The 14,820-nt window shown below is 73.3% G+C and carries 12 protein-coding genes and 1 tRNA gene; 8 read left to right on the top strand and 5 right to left on the bottom strand.

Annotation, left to right across the window (positions count from 1 at the left end; translation table 11 throughout):
- Window positions 1-51: 51 nt before the first annotated feature.
- The 3 genes from IR158_RS14510 to IR158_RS14500 all read left to right on the top strand — a co-directional run bounded on the left by IR158_RS14510 (window position 52) and on the right by IR158_RS14500 (window position 3,410).
- Window positions 52-1,482: a hemolysin family protein gene (locus IR158_RS14510; protein ID WP_291814129.1), complete on the top strand. Its 1,431-nt coding sequence runs from the start codon at window positions 52-54 to the stop codon at window positions 1,480-1,482.
- 94 nt (window positions 1,483-1,576) lie between these two features.
- A complete protein-coding gene (locus IR158_RS14505) occupies window positions 1,577-3,097 on the top strand; it encodes an FAD-dependent oxidoreductase (RefSeq protein WP_291814128.1) in 1,521 nt (506 codons plus the stop codon).
- Between the two features lie 239 nt (window positions 3,098-3,336).
- Window positions 3,337-3,410, top strand: a tRNA-Leu gene (locus IR158_RS14500).
- Between the two features lie 6 nt (window positions 3,411-3,416).
- Here the strand turns inward: IR158_RS14500 and IR158_RS14495 are convergent.
- The 3 genes from IR158_RS14495 to IR158_RS14485 form a co-directional block, all read right to left on the bottom strand.
- The gene (locus tag IR158_RS14495) at window positions 3,417-3,809 is read right to left on the bottom strand and encodes a PLDc N-terminal domain-containing protein (RefSeq protein WP_291814127.1); all 393 of its coding nucleotides are present in this window, start codon (window positions 3,807-3,809) and stop codon (window positions 3,417-3,419) included.
- A 110-nt stretch (window positions 3,810-3,919) separates the two neighbouring features.
- A complete protein-coding gene (locus IR158_RS14490; RefSeq protein WP_291814126.1) occupies window positions 3,920-4,360 on the bottom strand; it encodes a YciI family protein in 441 nt (146 codons plus the stop codon).
- A gap of 89 nt (window positions 4,361-4,449) precedes the next feature.
- On the bottom strand, window positions 4,450-5,334 hold the full coding sequence (locus IR158_RS14485; RefSeq protein WP_291814125.1) for a siderophore-interacting protein: 885 nt from the start codon (window positions 5,332-5,334) through the stop codon (window positions 4,450-4,452).
- 202 nt (window positions 5,335-5,536) lie between these two features.
- On the opposite strand from IR158_RS14485, the gene IR158_RS14480 reads away from it, so the two are divergent.
- Window positions 5,537-8,680: an efflux RND transporter permease subunit gene (locus tag IR158_RS14480; protein WP_291814124.1), complete on the top strand. Its 3,144-nt coding sequence runs from the start codon at window positions 5,537-5,539 to the stop codon at window positions 8,678-8,680.
- 81 nt (window positions 8,681-8,761) lie between these two features.
- On the opposite strand, the gene IR158_RS14475 is transcribed toward IR158_RS14480, so the two are convergent.
- Window positions 8,762-9,619, bottom strand: coding sequence for an ABC transporter permease subunit (locus tag IR158_RS14475; protein WP_291814123.1), 858 nt, complete (start codon window positions 9,617-9,619; stop codon window positions 8,762-8,764).
- On the bottom strand, window positions 9,616-10,593 hold the full coding sequence (locus tag IR158_RS14470; protein ID WP_291814122.1) for an ABC transporter ATP-binding protein: 978 nt from the start codon (window positions 10,591-10,593) through the stop codon (window positions 9,616-9,618). The genes IR158_RS14475 and IR158_RS14470 overlap by 4 nt, the downstream gene beginning before the upstream one ends.
- 241 nt (window positions 10,594-10,834) lie before the next feature.
- Between IR158_RS14470 and IR158_RS14465 the strand changes: the two genes are divergently transcribed.
- From IR158_RS14465 to IR158_RS14450, 4 genes are all read left to right on the top strand, one after another.
- Complete coding sequence (locus IR158_RS14465) at window positions 10,835-11,665, top strand: Bax inhibitor-1/YccA family protein (protein ID WP_291814121.1); 831 nt, start codon at window positions 10,835-10,837, stop codon at window positions 11,663-11,665.
- A 97-nt stretch (window positions 11,666-11,762) separates the two neighbouring features.
- Window positions 11,763-13,169 (top strand): cystathionine beta-synthase, encoded by a 1,407-nt coding sequence (locus IR158_RS14460; RefSeq protein WP_291814120.1) that lies wholly within the window; start codon window positions 11,763-11,765, stop codon window positions 13,167-13,169.
- A gap of 90 nt (window positions 13,170-13,259) precedes the next feature.
- Window positions 13,260-14,258, top strand: coding sequence for an acetylxylan esterase (locus tag IR158_RS14455; protein ID WP_291814119.1), 999 nt, complete (start codon window positions 13,260-13,262; stop codon window positions 14,256-14,258).
- 79 nt (window positions 14,259-14,337) lie between these two features.
- Window positions 14,338-14,742: an FKBP-type peptidyl-prolyl cis-trans isomerase gene (locus tag IR158_RS14450; protein ID WP_291814118.1), complete on the top strand. Its 405-nt coding sequence runs from the start codon at window positions 14,338-14,340 to the stop codon at window positions 14,740-14,742.
- The last annotated feature ends 78 nt before the right edge of the window (window positions 14,743-14,820 follow it).

Here is a 14,820-nt window from a genome sequence, read left to right as displayed (position 1 = left end):
GAGGTCGGCGCCTAGGGTGGGAGCCCTCGCTCGACCACCCTGGAAGGACCCGTGACCGTCGACATCTGGGCCGACATCGGCCTCGTCCTGCTCTTCGTCCTGGTCGGTGGCGTGTTCTCGGGCACCGAGCTCGCACTGGTCTCGCTGCGTGAGTCGCAGCTCGGCCAGCTCGAGAAGCAGGGGCCGCGCGGTGCGCGCGTCGCCGCCGTGGCGCGCAACCCCAACCGCTTCCTCGCGGCCGTGCAGATCGGCGTCACCGTCGCCGGGTTCTTCTCGGCTGCCTTCGGTGCATCGGCGCTCGCGTCGGCGCTCGCGCCCGTGTTCGTCTCGCTGGGCATGACCCAGGGCGCCGCCGAGGGCGTCGCGCTCGTCACCCTCACGCTGCTCATCGCGTACCTGTCGCTCGTGCTGGGCGAGCTCGTGCCCAAGCGCATCGCCATGCAGCAGGCGGCACGCGTGTCGCTGTGGGTCGGCCCGCCCCTCGACCGGTTCGCCGCCCTCATGACGCCGGTCGTGTGGCTGCTGTCGAAGTCGACCAACGGCGTCGTGCGGCTGCTGGGCTTCGACCCCGCCGCGACGAGCGACCAGATGAGCGACGAGGAGCTGCGCGACCTGGTCCGCTCGCACCCCGACCTCCCGGAGGACGAGCGCCGACTCATCGACGACATCTTCGACGCCGGCGACCGCTCGCTCGTCGAGGTCATGCGCCCGCGCACCGACGTCACGTTCCTGGCGGCGAGCGAGCCGATCGCGCGGGCCGCCCAGCTCGTCGGCACCCTGCCCTACTCGCGGTACCCGGTGACGGGGGAGGACTTCGACGACATCGTGGGGTTCGTCCACGTGCGGGACCTGCTGGCGCCCGTCGCGCGCGCGGTCCGGGAGGCGGACGTCGACCCGGACACCCACGGCCGCGAGGGCGTGGTGGAGGCGATCATCGAGGTCTCGGCGACGACCGTCGGCGACGTGGTGCGCCCGGTCGTGCAGCTGCCCGGTACCAACGCGGTGCTGCCGACGCTGTCGACCATGCGACGCACGGGCGCGCACATCGCCGTCGTCGTCGACGAGTACGGCGGGACCGACGGCATCGTCACGCTCGAGGACCTGCTGGAGGAGCTGGTCGGCGACATCGTCGACGAGTACGACCACGTCCCCGTCCGGGCCGTCGGTGACGCGGACGTCGACGCCGGACTCACGCTCGAGGACTTCGCGGACCGCACCGGCGTCGTGCTGGCCGACGGGCCGTACGAGACGGTCGCGGGCTACGTCCTGGCGCGGCTGGGGCGCATGGCACGGCCCGGCGACGTCGTCGACGTCGACGTCGAGACGCCCGACGGCGCGGACGCCCCGGCGGTGACGCGGCTGCGGGTGCGGGTGGTCGAGGGCCGACGGATCACGGCGGTGCGTGTCGAGCAGGAGGCCACCGAGCAGGAGGGCTCCGAGCGCGAGACCACCCACGACGAGGCCGCGTCCGCCGGTTCCTGAGCGCTTCACCTCACGGTTCCGGAGCGCCCGGTGTGCGCGGTATCACCGCTCCCCGACGGGGTCGCGGAGGGTGTCCGCGTCTACCGTAGGAGGTATGCCTCAGTCGTCCGCCCCCGTCGACGCTGCCCGCCCGTCGGGCGTGCTCATGCCCGCCCCGGCAGGCAAGCCGCGCAAGGTGCCGCGCGTCGTCGTCCTCGGCGGCGGCACCGTCGGCCTGTACTCGGCACGGCGGCTGCGCCGCCGGCTCGGCAGGCGTGACGCCGCGATCGTCGTCGTCGACCCGCGCCCCTACATGACCTACGCGCCGTTCCTGCCCGAGGCCGCGGCCGGGTCGATCGACCCGCGCAACGTCGTCGCGCCGCACCGCCGCGCGCTCAAGGGCGTCGACGTCCTGCAGGGCCACGTGACGCAGATCGAGCACGCGCAGCGCCGCGTGCAGATCACCCCCATCGAGGGCGACGCGTACTGGGTGACGTACGACCACCTCGTCGTCGGCCTGGGATCCGTCGCGCGCACGCTGCCGATCCCCGGCCTCGCCGACGTCGGCATCGGCTTCAAGAACGTCGAGGAGGCCATCGCGTTGCGCAACCACGTGCTGGGCCGCATCGACGTCGCGGCGTCCACGTGGGACCCCGAGCTGCGCCGCAAGATGCTGACCTTCGTCTTCGTCGGCGGCGGGTTCGCCGGTGTCGAGGCGCTCGGTGAGGTCGAGGACATGGCCCGGTACGCGGTGCGCAAGTACGGGCAGATCGAGGCGGACGAGATGCGGTTCGTCCTCGTCGAGGGCAGCCGCCGCATCCTGCCCGAGGTGAGCGAGGAGCTCGGCGGCTACACGCTCGAGCAGCTGCGCAAGCGGGACATCGAGATCTACCTGTCCACGTTCCTGAGCTCGTGCGTCGACGGGCACATCGTCCTGTCGGACGGCACGGAGTTCGACGCCGAGACGGTCGTGTGGACGGCAGGGGTCAAGGCCAACCCGGTCCTGCAGGACTCGGACCTGCCCCTGGACAAGATGGGCCGCGTCATCTGCAACGAGTACCTGCAGGTCACCGCGGCGGACGGCACCGTCGTCGCCGACGCCTGGGCCGCGGGCGACTGCGCCGCCGTGCCGGACCTGTACAACCCCGGCGCGACCTGCCCGCCGAACGCCCAGCACGCGCTGCGCGAGGGCAACCACATCGGCGACAACCTCGCGCTCGTCCTGCGCTCCGCGGAGCCGACGATCTACAAGCACCGCAACGTCGGTGCCGTCGCGTCGCTCGGCATGTACAAGGGCGTGGCGCAGATGTTCGGTCGCGTCAAGGTCCGCGGGTTCCTCGCGTGGGTGCTGCACCGGACGTACCACGTGTTCGCGATGCCGACCTTCAACCGCAAGCTGCGCATCGCCGCGGGGTGGACCGGGTCGGTGCTGCTGCGCCGCGAGGTCGTCGCCCTCGGCTCCCTGCACGACCCGCGCGCCGAGTTCCGCGCCGCGTCGGTGCCGCCCAAGCCCAAGGTCGAGCAGACGACGCAGGCCACGGCACCGACGGACGGTGCCACCGCCGCCCCGACGCTCCCGCCGCAGAAGGCCGAGAAGGACTCCCCGGCCGCGACGAGCGACGCCCACAAGGCCTGACCCGCCCGCCGACGGCCCCGCGCCCCCACCCGGGTCGCGGGGCCGTCGCACGCCGTGACTGGATTGCCCTCTCACGAGCAAGGTCGGGCGGGACCCCGCCCGCCCCCGCCCCCCCCGCCCTCCCCCTGGGGCGCGAGAGTGCAATCCAGTCCCCCCGTGGGCGTGAGAGTGCGATCCAGTCACCCCCGTGGGCGTGAGAGTGCGATCCAGTTGCGTGCGCGCTGGCAGGATGGCGGCGCGCCCCCGTAGCCCAACCGGCAGAGGCAACCGGCTTAAACCCGGTCCAGTCCGGGTTCGAACCCCGGCGGGGGCACCGACGTCAGGCGTCCGGGCGGTCGCGCTCCGTCGCCTGCTCGCGGGCCCGGACCTGCGCCTCCCACTCGCGGAGCATCTGCTCGTGGAGCTCGTCGGAGCGGCGCTCCTCGGCGCGGCGGCGTTCGGCGGCATCAGCGTCGTCGCCGTAGCGGCGCGGGCGCTCGTACTCGGGGAAGCCCGCCGTCTCGGTCGCGCGCCACGCGACCTGCGTACGCGGCGTCTGCGGACGTCCTGCGACGAGCCACGCGATGCCGCCGACCAGCGGCAGGACGACGATGAGGACGAGCCACCAGCCCTTCGACAGGTTGCGTACGCGGTCCGAGTCGGACTGGATGCAGTCGATCAGGCAGAACACCAGCAGGGCGATCTCGACGATCACCGGCAGGAAGCGCAGCATCAGGTCCCCCTCGCGTCGTGGGCACCGGAACGCTAGCGGGCGGGCGAGGAGCCTCGTGCCGTTTTCGTCGGGACTCACCCGTTGGGGTGTGCGCCGCCCGGGCGGCCGGTTCAGCGCCCGTCGGCCGTGCCGAGCCAGTCACGCATCGTGGCCGCGTCCGCGATCGCGCCGTCGACGACCCGCCTGACCTGCACCGGCTGCTCGCAGGGCACCCCACCACGGCCCGGGACGGCGGACACGCGGGCAGCGATCTCGACCGCGCGTGCCTCGTCGACGACGTCGACCACCTGGAACCCGGCGAGCCACTCCGAGAACTCGGTGAACGGGCCTTCGGTCACGGTGGTGCCCGATCGCCCGTCGGATCGGACCACCCGTGCGACGTCGGGGCCCTCGAGGGCGATGCCACCGACGAGCTCGCCGCTCGCCAGCAGCTCGTCGTTCAGCCGGGCGTAGTGGTCGAGGTGCGCCTGCACGTCCGCCTCGTCCCACTCCTCCATGGGTGTGGGGTCCGGGCCGGACCTGAAGTCGACGATCAGCAGGTAGCGGGGCATGGCGGTCTCCGTCCTCGGGGCGCCCGGGTGGCGCCCGTACCTGGATGACGGGTGGGCGACCAGCTTCTCGACGTTCCCCGGTGACTCTCTCAGTCCAGCCCCGCGGCCGCCTCCGCGGCCTCGATCTGCGCGTTCCAGGCCCTCTTGCTCGCGCGCCAGCTCTCGTCGTCGGCGCCGAGGCGCCAGTACCCGGAGATGGACAGGTCGGCGCGCGCGACCCCGTGGGTGCGCAGGTGCGCCCGCAGCTCCTTGACCGCACCGGCCTCGCCGTGGACGAACGCGCCGATGCGCCCCCCGGGGGACGGCCAGGCGCGGACCGCCTCGGGGAGCGTCGACCCGGCGGGTGCGTCGCCGTGGTGCAGCCAGGTGACCGTGACGCCGGCGGGTGCGTCGAGCGCGATCTCGTCGTCGGGGCCGTGAACCTCGACGAACGCGGCGCCGACGGCGTCACGGGGCAGGCGCTCCAGACCGACCGCGACCGCGGGAACGGCGCTGGCATCACCGACGAGCAGGTGCACGTCGACGTCCGGGCTCGGGTCCCACGCGCCGCCGGGCCCGTGGACCAGCACGCGGTCGCCGGGCGACGCCGCCACAGCCCACGGCCCGGCGAGGCCCTCGTCGCCGTGCACGACGAAGTCGAGGGTCATCTCGCGGGTCGCCGGGTCCCACGCGCGGATCGTGTACGCGCGCTGGCGCACCTGGACGCCCTCGGGGAGACCGGCGCGCAGTGCCGCGAGGTCGACGCGGCCGTCGTCCGTCAGCGGGCAGCCGTCGAGCGCGCCGTCGGGGAGGAGGCCGAGCTTGACGTACGAGTCGGCGCAGACCGGGTCGGCCAGCGGTCGCAGTCCCGGGCCGCCGAGGACGACGCGCGTGAGGTGCGGCGTGAGGCGCTGCGTCCGCACCACCTCACCCAGCACCGGTGCGGGGCGTCGCGGGGCCACGAGGGGCAGGGCGGTCCGGCCGGTGATGCTCATCAGGTGAGCCTAACCTTGGCCCTCGTCCCGGGCCGCGGGAGTGACAAGCCCCACGTCGGGGCCGGGAACCCCCGTGAACCCGGCATCCGTTGGGTTGGCGGGTGCCCCGGCCCCGGACCCGCACGTACTGTCGCCCTACGCCGCGACGACGCGGACCCGTCCCGCCCCGTCACGACCGCCGCCCTGCCCCTCGGAGGAACCCGTGTCCCGCCTCGCCCGGCTCTCGCTGGCCAACCGCTCGGTCGTCGCGCTCGTGACGGTCGCGATCGCGGTCTTCGGCTGGTTCAGCCTCGGTTCCCTCAAGCAGGAGCTCATCCCGTCGCTGCAGATCCCCACGGCGGTCGTCGTCGCGGTCGACCCGGGTTCCTCGCCGGAGCTCGTCGAGCAGCAGCTCACCGAACCCATCGAGCAGGCGGTCTCCGCCGTCGCGGACGTCGAGTCCGTGACCTCCACGTCCTCCACGTCGGTCTCGACGACGACGGTCGAGCTGACCTACGGCGTCGACGTCGACGCGCGGGCCCAGGACATCCAGCAGGCCGTCGACCGCATCCGCTCGGCGCTGCCCGAGGGCGTCGACCCGATGGTCGTCACCGGGTCGATCGACGACCTGCCCGTCGTGCAGCTCGCGGTCGCCGGGACCCCCGACGACGTGCGCGAGGGCGAGGACCCGCAGGCCGCGCTGGCCCGGGTCGTCGAGGACGTCGTGGTGCCGCGCCTGGAGCAGGTCGACGGTGTGCGCGACGTCGCCGTCACGGGCGTGGCCGAGCAGGCAGTCACGATCACGCTCGACCTGCCCGCCCTCACAGCGGCGGGCCTGTCGCCGGCGGCGGTGCAGACGATCCTGCAGGACAACGGGGTCGTGCTGCCCACCGGCACGGTCGACGAGGGCGACCTCACCCTGTCCGTCCAGGCGGGCTCGCCGATCACCTCGGTGGACGACCTGCGTGCGCTCCCGCTGCTCGGCTCCGCGACCGGCCAGGCCGTCACCCTCGGTGACGTCGCGGAGGTGGTCGTCGCCCCCGTGCCCGCGGCGAGCCTGTCGCGGCTGGACGGCGAGCCGGCCCTGGCCGTCTCCCTCACCAAGACGCCCGCCGGCAACACGGTCGACGTGTCGCACGGCGCGCAGGACGCGGTCGACGAGCTGCGCGACCAGCTCGGTGGCGACGTCGACATCGCCGTGGTGTTCGACCAGGCCCCGTTCATCGAGGAGTCCATCGAGGGCCTGGCCACCGAGGGCGGCCTCGGCCTGCTGTTCGCGGTCGTCGTCATCCTGCTGTTCCTGGGCTCGATCCGCTCGACCCTGGTCTCGGCGATCTCGATCCCGCTGTCGCTGCTGGTGACGTTCATCGGCCTGCAGGTCGCCGGGTACTCGCTCAACATCCTCACGCTCGGCGCGATGACCATCGCGATCGGCCGAGTCGTCGACGACTCGATCGTCGTCATCGAGAACATCAAGCGGCACCTGTCGTACGGCGAGGGCAAGCGCGACGCGATCGTCACCGCGGTGCGCGAGGTGGCGGGCGCGATCACCGCCTCGACCATCGCGACCGCTGCGGTGTTCGTGCCCATCGGCCTGGTCGGGGGGATGGTCGGCGAGCTGTTCCGGCCGTTCGCCTTCACCACCGCGATCGCGCTGGTCGCCTCGCTGCTCGTCTCGCTGACGATCGTGCCCGTCCTGGCGTACTGGTTCGTCAAGGCGGACGTGGTCGAGGGGGCCGGTGCGGAGGAGGTGCGTGCCGCCGCGGAGGCCAAGGAGCGTCGTTCCTGGATGCAGCGGTCGTACCTGGCCACGCTGCGCGGCGCGATCGCGCACCCCGTCGTCACGCTGCTCGCGGCCGTCGTCGTCTTCGCCGGGACGCTCGGCCTGGCCACGCGCCTGGAGACCAACTTCCTGGGTGACGCCGGTCAGAACACCCTCACCGTCACCGAGACGTTCCCGCCGGCCACCTCGCTCGAGGCGCAGGATGCCGCGGCGCAGGAGATCGAGGAGGTCCTGCTGGGCGTCGAGGGTGTGCAGACCGTGCAGACCACGGTCGGCTCTGCCGGCGGCATCGAGGCGGTGTTCGGCGGCGGGGGCGCACCGCGTGCGTCCTTCGCGCTGACCCTCACGGACGACTCCGACAACACCGCGGTCGCCGACGACGTGCGCGAGGCGGTCGCCGACCTGTCGGGCAGCGACGGGCACGGCGACGTCGTCGTGGCGGGCGCCGACGCCGCGTTCGGGTCGTCGACCGTCGACGTCGTGGTGCAGGCCGACGACCCCGACGAGCTGGAGCGGCTCGCCGCGCAGGTGCGCGACGTCGTCGCCGACGTCGAGGGCACCACGGACGTCACCAACGACCTGTCCGCGGACCAGCCGACCGTGCGCGTCACGGTCGATCGCGAGGCCGCGGCAGCCGCCGGGCTGACCGAGACCGCGGTCGTGGGTACGGTCGCCGGTCTCATGAGCCCGCAGCCGATCGGCACGGTGGACCTCGGTGCCGGGCCTGTGGACGTCACCGTCGTGACGGTCCCCGCACCGGCGAGCGTGGCCGAGGTCGAGCAGCTCGTGCTGCCCACGGCCACCGGCATCGTCCCGCTGACGTCCGTCGCCAGCGTCGAGGAGGTCGAGGTGCCGGTCTCGACGACCCGCATCGACGGCAAGCGCGCGGCGACGATCTCGGCCACGCCGGCCGACCAGGACCTCGGTGGGCTCACGGAGCGGATGCGGACCGCGTTGGAGGACGTCGACGTGCCGGCCGGTGCGAGCGTCGAGATCGGCGGCGTCGCGGCGGACCAGGAGGACGCGTTCGCGGACCTCGGGCTCGCGCTGCTCGTCGCGCTCGCGATCGTCTACGTCGTGATGGTCGCGACGTTCCGGTCGCTGCTGCAGCCGCTGATCCTCATGGTGTCGGTGCCGTTCGCGGCGACCGGCGCCCTGCTCGGCCTGCTGCTCACCGGGACGCCGCTGGGCGTGCCCGCACTGATCGGCGTGCTGATGCTCATCGGGGTCGTCGTGACGAACGCGATCGTGCTGGTCGACCTGGTCAACCAGTACCGCGAGCGCGGACGCGGGATCGACGACGCCGTCACCGAGGGGTCGCGCAAGCGGCTGCGGCCCATCCTCATGACGGCCGCGGCGACGATCTTCGCGCTCGTACCCATGGCGTTCGGGCTCACCGGCGGTGGGGTGTTCATCTCGCAGCCGCTGGCGATCGTCGTCATCGGCGGCCTGTTCACCTCGACGCTGCTGACCCTGGTGCTCGTGCCGGTGCTCTACACGCTGGTCGAGCGGCGCCGGGAGCGGGGAGCAGCGCGACGCCAGGCGCGTCGGGACGCGAAGGCGTCACCCCACGTCGCCGCCTGACGGCACCCGCGGACGACGAACGCGGCGCACCGCCGTCCCCCTCCAGGACGGTGGTGCGCCGCGTCGGTTCGCGCGGACCTCTCAGACGTCGCGCGTGCGCAGCCGCACCGCGGCTGCGACGAGGATGACGGCGACCCACGCGACGAGCACCGCGTAGCCGCCCCACGGGGACAGGTCCACGGCGGACGCTCCCATCCCTTCCGCGCTCAGGAGCTCCTCCGGCACCGTCACGAGGGAGCCTGCGTTCGCCGGCAGGAACGGGCGCACGTACTCGAGCGGCTTCCAGCTGATGAAGCCGAGCACGATCTGCAGGACGAGGACCAGCCCGATCGCGGTGGCGATCGCGGCAGCAGTGTTGCGCAGCAGAGCACCGAGTGCGTAGCCGAGCAGGGAGACCGTGGCGATGTAGAGGGGTGTGCCGAGGACGACGCGCAGCATCTCCGGGTCGGCCCAGTTCGCCTGCAGCGCGGGCTCCACCGCTCCACCGAGCAGGAGGGACAGCGCCGTGCCGACGGCGGCGGTCGCGAACGTCACGAGGGCGACGACGATCCCCTTCGCCCACAGCACGGGCAACCGGGTAGGCGCAGCCGCGAACGTCGAGCGCACCTGGCCCGTGCTGTACTCGCCCGTCACGGTGAGTGCGGCGAGGACGATGAGGACGAGCGGCCCGAAGACCTGCCCGGGGCCGAGCAGGTTGTAGATCAGCACGGCGCCGCCGTCCGCGCCGCGGAAGGCCTCGGGTGCGAGGTCGTACGACGCCGCCATCGCCCACGCGAGGAGGACGAGCACCGCGATCGTCAGTGCCAGGGTCCAGTACGTCGAACGCAGGCTCCAGAGCTTGATCCACTCGGACCGCAGCAGGTGCCACGGGGTGACGCGGGCGGTACTGGGCGCGGCTGCCGGTGCCGGTGCGGTGCGGGGTGTGGTCGCGGTGCTCATCGGTGCGCCTCCGTGCTGGTCGGGCCGGTCGTCCCGGCGGCGGCGGTGGGGCTCGACGTGGTGTCGTCCGGGACGCCGGAGTGGTACTCGACGGAGTCGGCCGTCAGGGACATGTACGCCTGCTCGAGGGAGCCGCTGACCGGCGTGAGCTCGTGCAGCACGAACCTCGAGGCGGCGGCGAGCTCACCGATCTCCTCCGCGGTGGGGCCGTGGACCTCCAGCAGCCCGGGCTCGAGCGCGTCGATCGTGGCGCGCGGGCCGGACAGGGCCGCCGCGAGCTCGCTCGCGTGCGGGCTGCGGACGCGCACCGTCGTCGTGGTCGCGCGCGACACGACCTCGTCCACCGGGCCCTGGGCGACGATCTTGCCGCGGCCGATGACCAGCAGGTCGTCGGCCGTCACCGCGACCTCGGTCATCAGGTGCGAGGACAGGAAGATCGTGCGCCCCTCGGACGCGAGGTGCTTGGCCAGGCCGCGCACCCACGCGACGCCCTCGGGGTCGAGGCCGTTGACGGGCTCGTCCAGGATTAGCGTGTGGGGGTCACCGAGCAGCGCCGCGGCGATGCCCAGGCGCTGACCCATGCCGAGCGAGAAGCCCTGGACGCGCTTCTTCGCCACCGCGCCGAGGCCGGCGAGCTCGATCACCTGGTCGACGCGCTTGTCGCCGATGCCGTGCGTCGCGGCCAGCGCCCGCAGGTGCTGACGCGCCGAGCGTCCGGGGTGGACCGCCTTCGCCTCGAGGAGCGCGCCCACCTCCGTCAGCGGGGAGCGCAGCTTCGCGTAGGGCTGGCCCTGCACCGTGACGGTGCCGGCGGTCGGGTGGTCGAGGCCGACGATCATGCGCATGGTCGTCGACTTGCCCGCGCCGTTGGGCCCGAGGAAGCCGGTCACGCGTCCCGGCCGTACCGTGAAGTCGATGCCGTCGACCGCGGTCTTGCTGCCGTACCTCTTGGTCAGTCCGTGCGCCTCGATCATCAGGTCCCCTGGGTTCGCGTCGTGGTTCGCGTCGCTGTGCTCACGCCGACGACGCTATTCCTCCGTGAGGTCGCGCGGCACCGTCCCGCGACCGATCCTGCGCGGACGGGATCATCCGGAAGAACGAGGCAATGGGCAGGCCCGGACGGGGGGCCCCAAGGTGGGGAACGTCCGGGGCACCCACTACGTTGTGCAGGACGTCGACATGATCTCCCGGCCGGCCACGACCCAGAGGTGCCGCATGACCAACCCCGTCTTCAACAACAGTCCCGTCTTCGGTGACCCGCGCCAGCAGCGCCGCGGCGGTCAGCAGACCGCCACCCAGGGCCCCGCGTGGGGCACGCCGGGCGCGCAGGTCGCGGACGCCGCGACGCTCGAGCAGATGTACGACGCGCCCCCCGCGACGACGCGCGAGACCGGACGCCTCACCTACGACGACGTCATCGTCAAGACCGGTGGGCTGCTCGCGCTGCTCGTCGTCGTGGCCGCGGCCACGTGGGTGGTCGCGCCCGGCCTGTGGATCGTCGGCGCGATCGTCGGCCTCGTGCTGGGCCTCGTCAACGCGTTCAAGAAGAACCCCAGCCCCCTGCTCATCACGCTGTACACGGTGGCCCAGGGCGTGTTCCTCGGCGGCATCAGCGCGTTCTACGAGTCGGCCTTCGACGGCATCGTCGGGCAGGCCGTGCTCGCCACGCTGTCGGTGTTCGCCGTCTCGCTGGTGCTGTTCCGCTCGGGCAAGGTCCGGGTCACGCCCAAGTTCCAGCGTGCGGTCCTCATCGGCATGGCCGGGTACCTCGTGTACTCGCTCGTCAACCTCGGCCTCATGCTGTTCGGCGTCGGCGGCGGGGGCTACGGCCCGCTGCGTGGTGGCTTCCTGGGCATCGTGATCGGCCTCGTGGCCGTGGGGCTCGCCGCGGCGAGCCTCATCATGGACTTCGACTCCATCAAGCGCGGCGTCGACCAGGGCGTGCCCGCCAAGTTCGCGTGGGCGGCGGCCTTCGGCCTCATCGTCACGCTGGTCTGGCTGTACCTCGAGCTGCTGCGGCTGCTCGCCATCCTGCGCGGCGACTGACCAGCACCGCAGTCTGACGAGAGCCCCGTCGACCCCCGGGTCGGCGGGGCTCTCGCGCGTCCGGGGCCGGGCCGCGGACGGATGAGAGGATCGGGGCGTGAAGTACGCCCAGCACATCTCCGAGCTCGTCGGCGGCACCCCGCTCGTCCGGCTCACGTCCGTCACCGCCGGCCTGACCGCCACGATCCTGGCGAAGGTGGAGTACCTCAACCCCGGCGGGTCCGTGAAGGACCGCATCGCCCTGCGGATGATCGAGGCCGCCGAGGCGTCGGGCGAGCTGCAGCCCGGCGGCACGATCGTCGAGCCGACGTCCGGCAACACCGGCGTGGGGCTCGCGCTGGTCGCGCAGCGCAAGGGGTACCGCTGCATCTTCGTGTGCCCGGACAAGGTGAGCCAGGACAAGCGGGACGTGCTGCGCGCGTACGGTGCCGAGGTCGTCGTCACCCCGACCGCCGTGCCGCCCGACCACCCGGACTCCTACTACTCGGTCTCGGACCGCATCACGCGCGAGACCCCCGGCGCGTGGAAGCCCAACCAGTACGCCAACGTCAACGGCCCGGCCAGCCACTACGCGAGCACGGGGCCGGAGATCTGGGCGGACACCGACGGGCGCATCACGCACCTCGTCACGGGCGTGGGCACGGGCGGCACCATCACGGGCACGGGGCGCTACCTGCACGACGCGTCGGCGGACCGCCCGGCCGCGGACGGCGGACGCGTGGTCGTCGTCGGGGCCGACCCGGCGGGCTCGGTGTACTCGGGCGGCGACGGGCGCCCGTACCTCGTCGAGGGCGTCGGTGAGGACTTCTGGCCGACCGCGTACGACCCGACGGTGCCGGACGCGATCATCGCGGTCTCCGACGCGGACTCGTTCGCGATGACCCGACGCCTGGCGCGCGAGGAGGGCCTGCTGGTCGGCGGCTCGTGCGGCATGGCGGTCGAGGCGACGCTGCGCCACGCGCGCGCCCTGCAGGAGACGGACCCCGAGGCGGCGGCACGTGCGGTCTACGTCGTGATCCTGCCCGACGGCGGACGCGGCTACCTGTCGAAGATCTTCAACGACTCCTGGATGCGCTCGTACGGGTTCCTCGCCGGGGGCCAGGGCGCGACGGTCGCCGACGTGCTGCGGACCAAGGGCGGCGACCTGCCCGCCCTGGTGCACACGCACCCCACCGAGACGGTCCGCGACGCCATCGAGATCCTGCGCGAGTACGGCGTCTCGCAGATGCCGGTCGTCGGTGCCGAGCCGCCCGTCATGATCGGCGAGGTCGCCGGCGCCGTGAGCGAGCGCGAGCTGCTCGACGCGGTGTTCTCCGGCGCCGCGTCGCTCGCGGACCGGGTCGACGCGCACATGTCCGCGCCCCTGCCCCTCATCGGCTCGGGGGAGGCCGTCGACTCGGCCCGCGCCGCGCTCGAGAAGGCGGACGCGCTCATGGTCGTCGACGACGGGCGGCCCGTGGGCGTCCTGACGCGCCACGACCTGCTGGGGTTCCTGACGCGCTGATGCGCGGGCCGTGCCGGTCCTGCGGGAGGCGTCGCCGCGCGGGTTAGCATCGGCCGACCCCTGGGCCGCACCTGCAAAGGACCACCCGCGATGGCGCTGTTCGACCTGCCCCTGCCCGAGCTCGAGCGCTACCTGCCGGAGCTCGACGAACCGGCGGACCTCGACGAGTTCTGGGCGGCGACGCTCGCGGAGACGCGCGCGTTCGACCTCGACGTGCGTCGCGAGCCGTACGACGCGGGCCTGACGCTCGTCGACGTCGAGGACGTGACGTTCGCCGGGTTCGGCGGGCACCCGATCAAGGCGTGGGTCACGCGGCCCGCGGGGTCGGCCACGGACGGGTCGTCGCTGCCCGCCGTCGTGGAGTTCATCGGCTACGGCGGTGGCCGGGGGCGCCCGCACGAGCGCCTCGCCTGGGCGGCGGCCGGGTACGTGCACCTGCTGATGGACACCCGCGGCCAGGGCTCGCGGTGGGGCAGCGGCGGCGACACGCCGGACCCCGTCGGGTCGGGGCCGCAGACGCCGGGCTTCCTGACGCGCGGGATCCTCGACCCCGCCGAGCACTACTACCGGCGGGTCTACACCGACGGGGTCCGCGCGGTCGAGGCCGTGCGGTCCCTGCCCGGCGTCGACCCGGCGCGCGTCACCGTGACCGGCGGCAGCCAGGGCGGCGGCATGACGCTCGCGGTGGCAGGGCTGGCCGACGGCCTCGCGGCGGCCATGCCGGACGTGCCGTTCCTGTGCCACGTCCAGCGGGCCATCGCGGTCACCGACGCGGACCCGTACCACGAGCTCGTCACGTACCTGTCGGTGCACCGCGACCACAAGGCCGCCGCGCTGCGGACGCTGTCGTACCTCGACGGTGTGCACCTCGCGCGCCGCGCCACGGCGCCCACGCTGTTCTCGGTCGCGCTGCGCGACCCGATCTGCCCGCCGTCCACCGTGTTCGCGGCGTACAACCACTACGGCACGCTCGCGGGCTCGCGCCCGGAGCGGGCCATCGAGGTGTACGAGTTCAACGAGCACGAGGGCGGCGGTGGCTTCCAGCTCGACGCGCAGCTGCGGTGGCTCGCGGGGGTCCTCGGGCGCTGAGCGTCGGGGCCCGTGCGGCGGGGCCCTGGCGGGCAGGGCAGGATGGTCGGGCACTGTCATCCACCGAAGGAGAACCGCCATGGCCGCAGCGCTGCCCGAGGTCTCGGGCGCACCCGGCACCAAGCCCACGCTCACGTTCCCGGACGCCTCCCCCTCGGAGCAGCTCGAGGTCGTCGTGCTCGACCGCGGCGACGGCGCGCTCGTCGAGGCGGGGCAGGACATCGAGGTGCACTACCTGGGGCAGGCGTGGCAGGGGGGCGTCTTCGACAACTCCTTCGACCGCGGCTCGTCGATCAGCTTCCCGATCGGTGTCGGCGCCGTCATCGCGGGCTGGGACGAGGGCCTCGTGGGCCAGCAGGTCGGCTCGCGCGTGCTGCTGTCGATCCCGTCGCACCTCGCCTACGGCGATCGCGGCGTGCCGCAGGCCGGCATCAAGGGCGGGGACACCCTCGTGTTCGTGGTGGACATCGTCGGCGTGAGCTGACGACGTCCCACCGAGCGCCGCCGGTCGCCCCGACGAGGGCACCGGCGGCGCTCGCACGTCGGGAGCCGTCCGGTCCCG

Origin of the sequence: Cellulomonas sp. (assembly GCF_015234515.1) — a bacterium.
Classification (GTDB): Bacteria; Actinomycetota; Actinomycetes; order Actinomycetales; family Cellulomonadaceae; genus Cellulomonas.
Note: the sequence above shows the minus strand (reverse complement) of the source record. Positions and strands in the feature narration are given on the sequence as shown.

What these genes read in the sequence shown, in the direction of transcription:
- IR158_RS14505 (WP_291814128.1), top strand. Translation starts at nt 1,577, where the DNA reads ATGCCTCAGTCGTCCGCCCCCGTCGACGCTGCCCGCCCGTCGGGCGTG.
- IR158_RS14495 (WP_291814127.1), bottom strand. Translation starts at nt 3,809, where the DNA reads ATGCTGCGCTTCCTGCCGGTGATCGTCGAGATCGCCCTGCTGGTGTTC.
- IR158_RS14490 (WP_291814126.1), bottom strand. Translation starts at nt 4,360, where the DNA reads ATGCCCCGCTACCTGCTGATCGTCGACTTCAGGTCCGGCCCGGACCCC.
- IR158_RS14485 (WP_291814125.1), bottom strand. Translation starts at nt 5,334, where the DNA reads ATGAGCATCACCGGCCGGACCGCCCTGCCCCTCGTGGCCCCGCGACGC.
- IR158_RS14475 (WP_291814123.1), bottom strand. Translation starts at nt 9,619, where the DNA reads ATGAGCACCGCGACCACACCCCGCACCGCACCGGCACCGGCAGCCGCG.
- IR158_RS14470 (WP_291814122.1), bottom strand. Translation starts at nt 10,593, where the DNA reads ATGATCGAGGCGCACGGACTGACCAAGAGGTACGGCAGCAAGACCGCG.
- IR158_RS14465 (WP_291814121.1), top strand. Translation starts at nt 10,835, where the DNA reads ATGACCAACCCCGTCTTCAACAACAGTCCCGTCTTCGGTGACCCGCGC.
- IR158_RS14455 (WP_291814119.1), top strand. Translation starts at nt 13,260, where the DNA reads ATGGCGCTGTTCGACCTGCCCCTGCCCGAGCTCGAGCGCTACCTGCCG.
- IR158_RS14450 (WP_291814118.1), top strand. Translation starts at nt 14,338, where the DNA reads ATGGCCGCAGCGCTGCCCGAGGTCTCGGGCGCACCCGGCACCAAGCCC.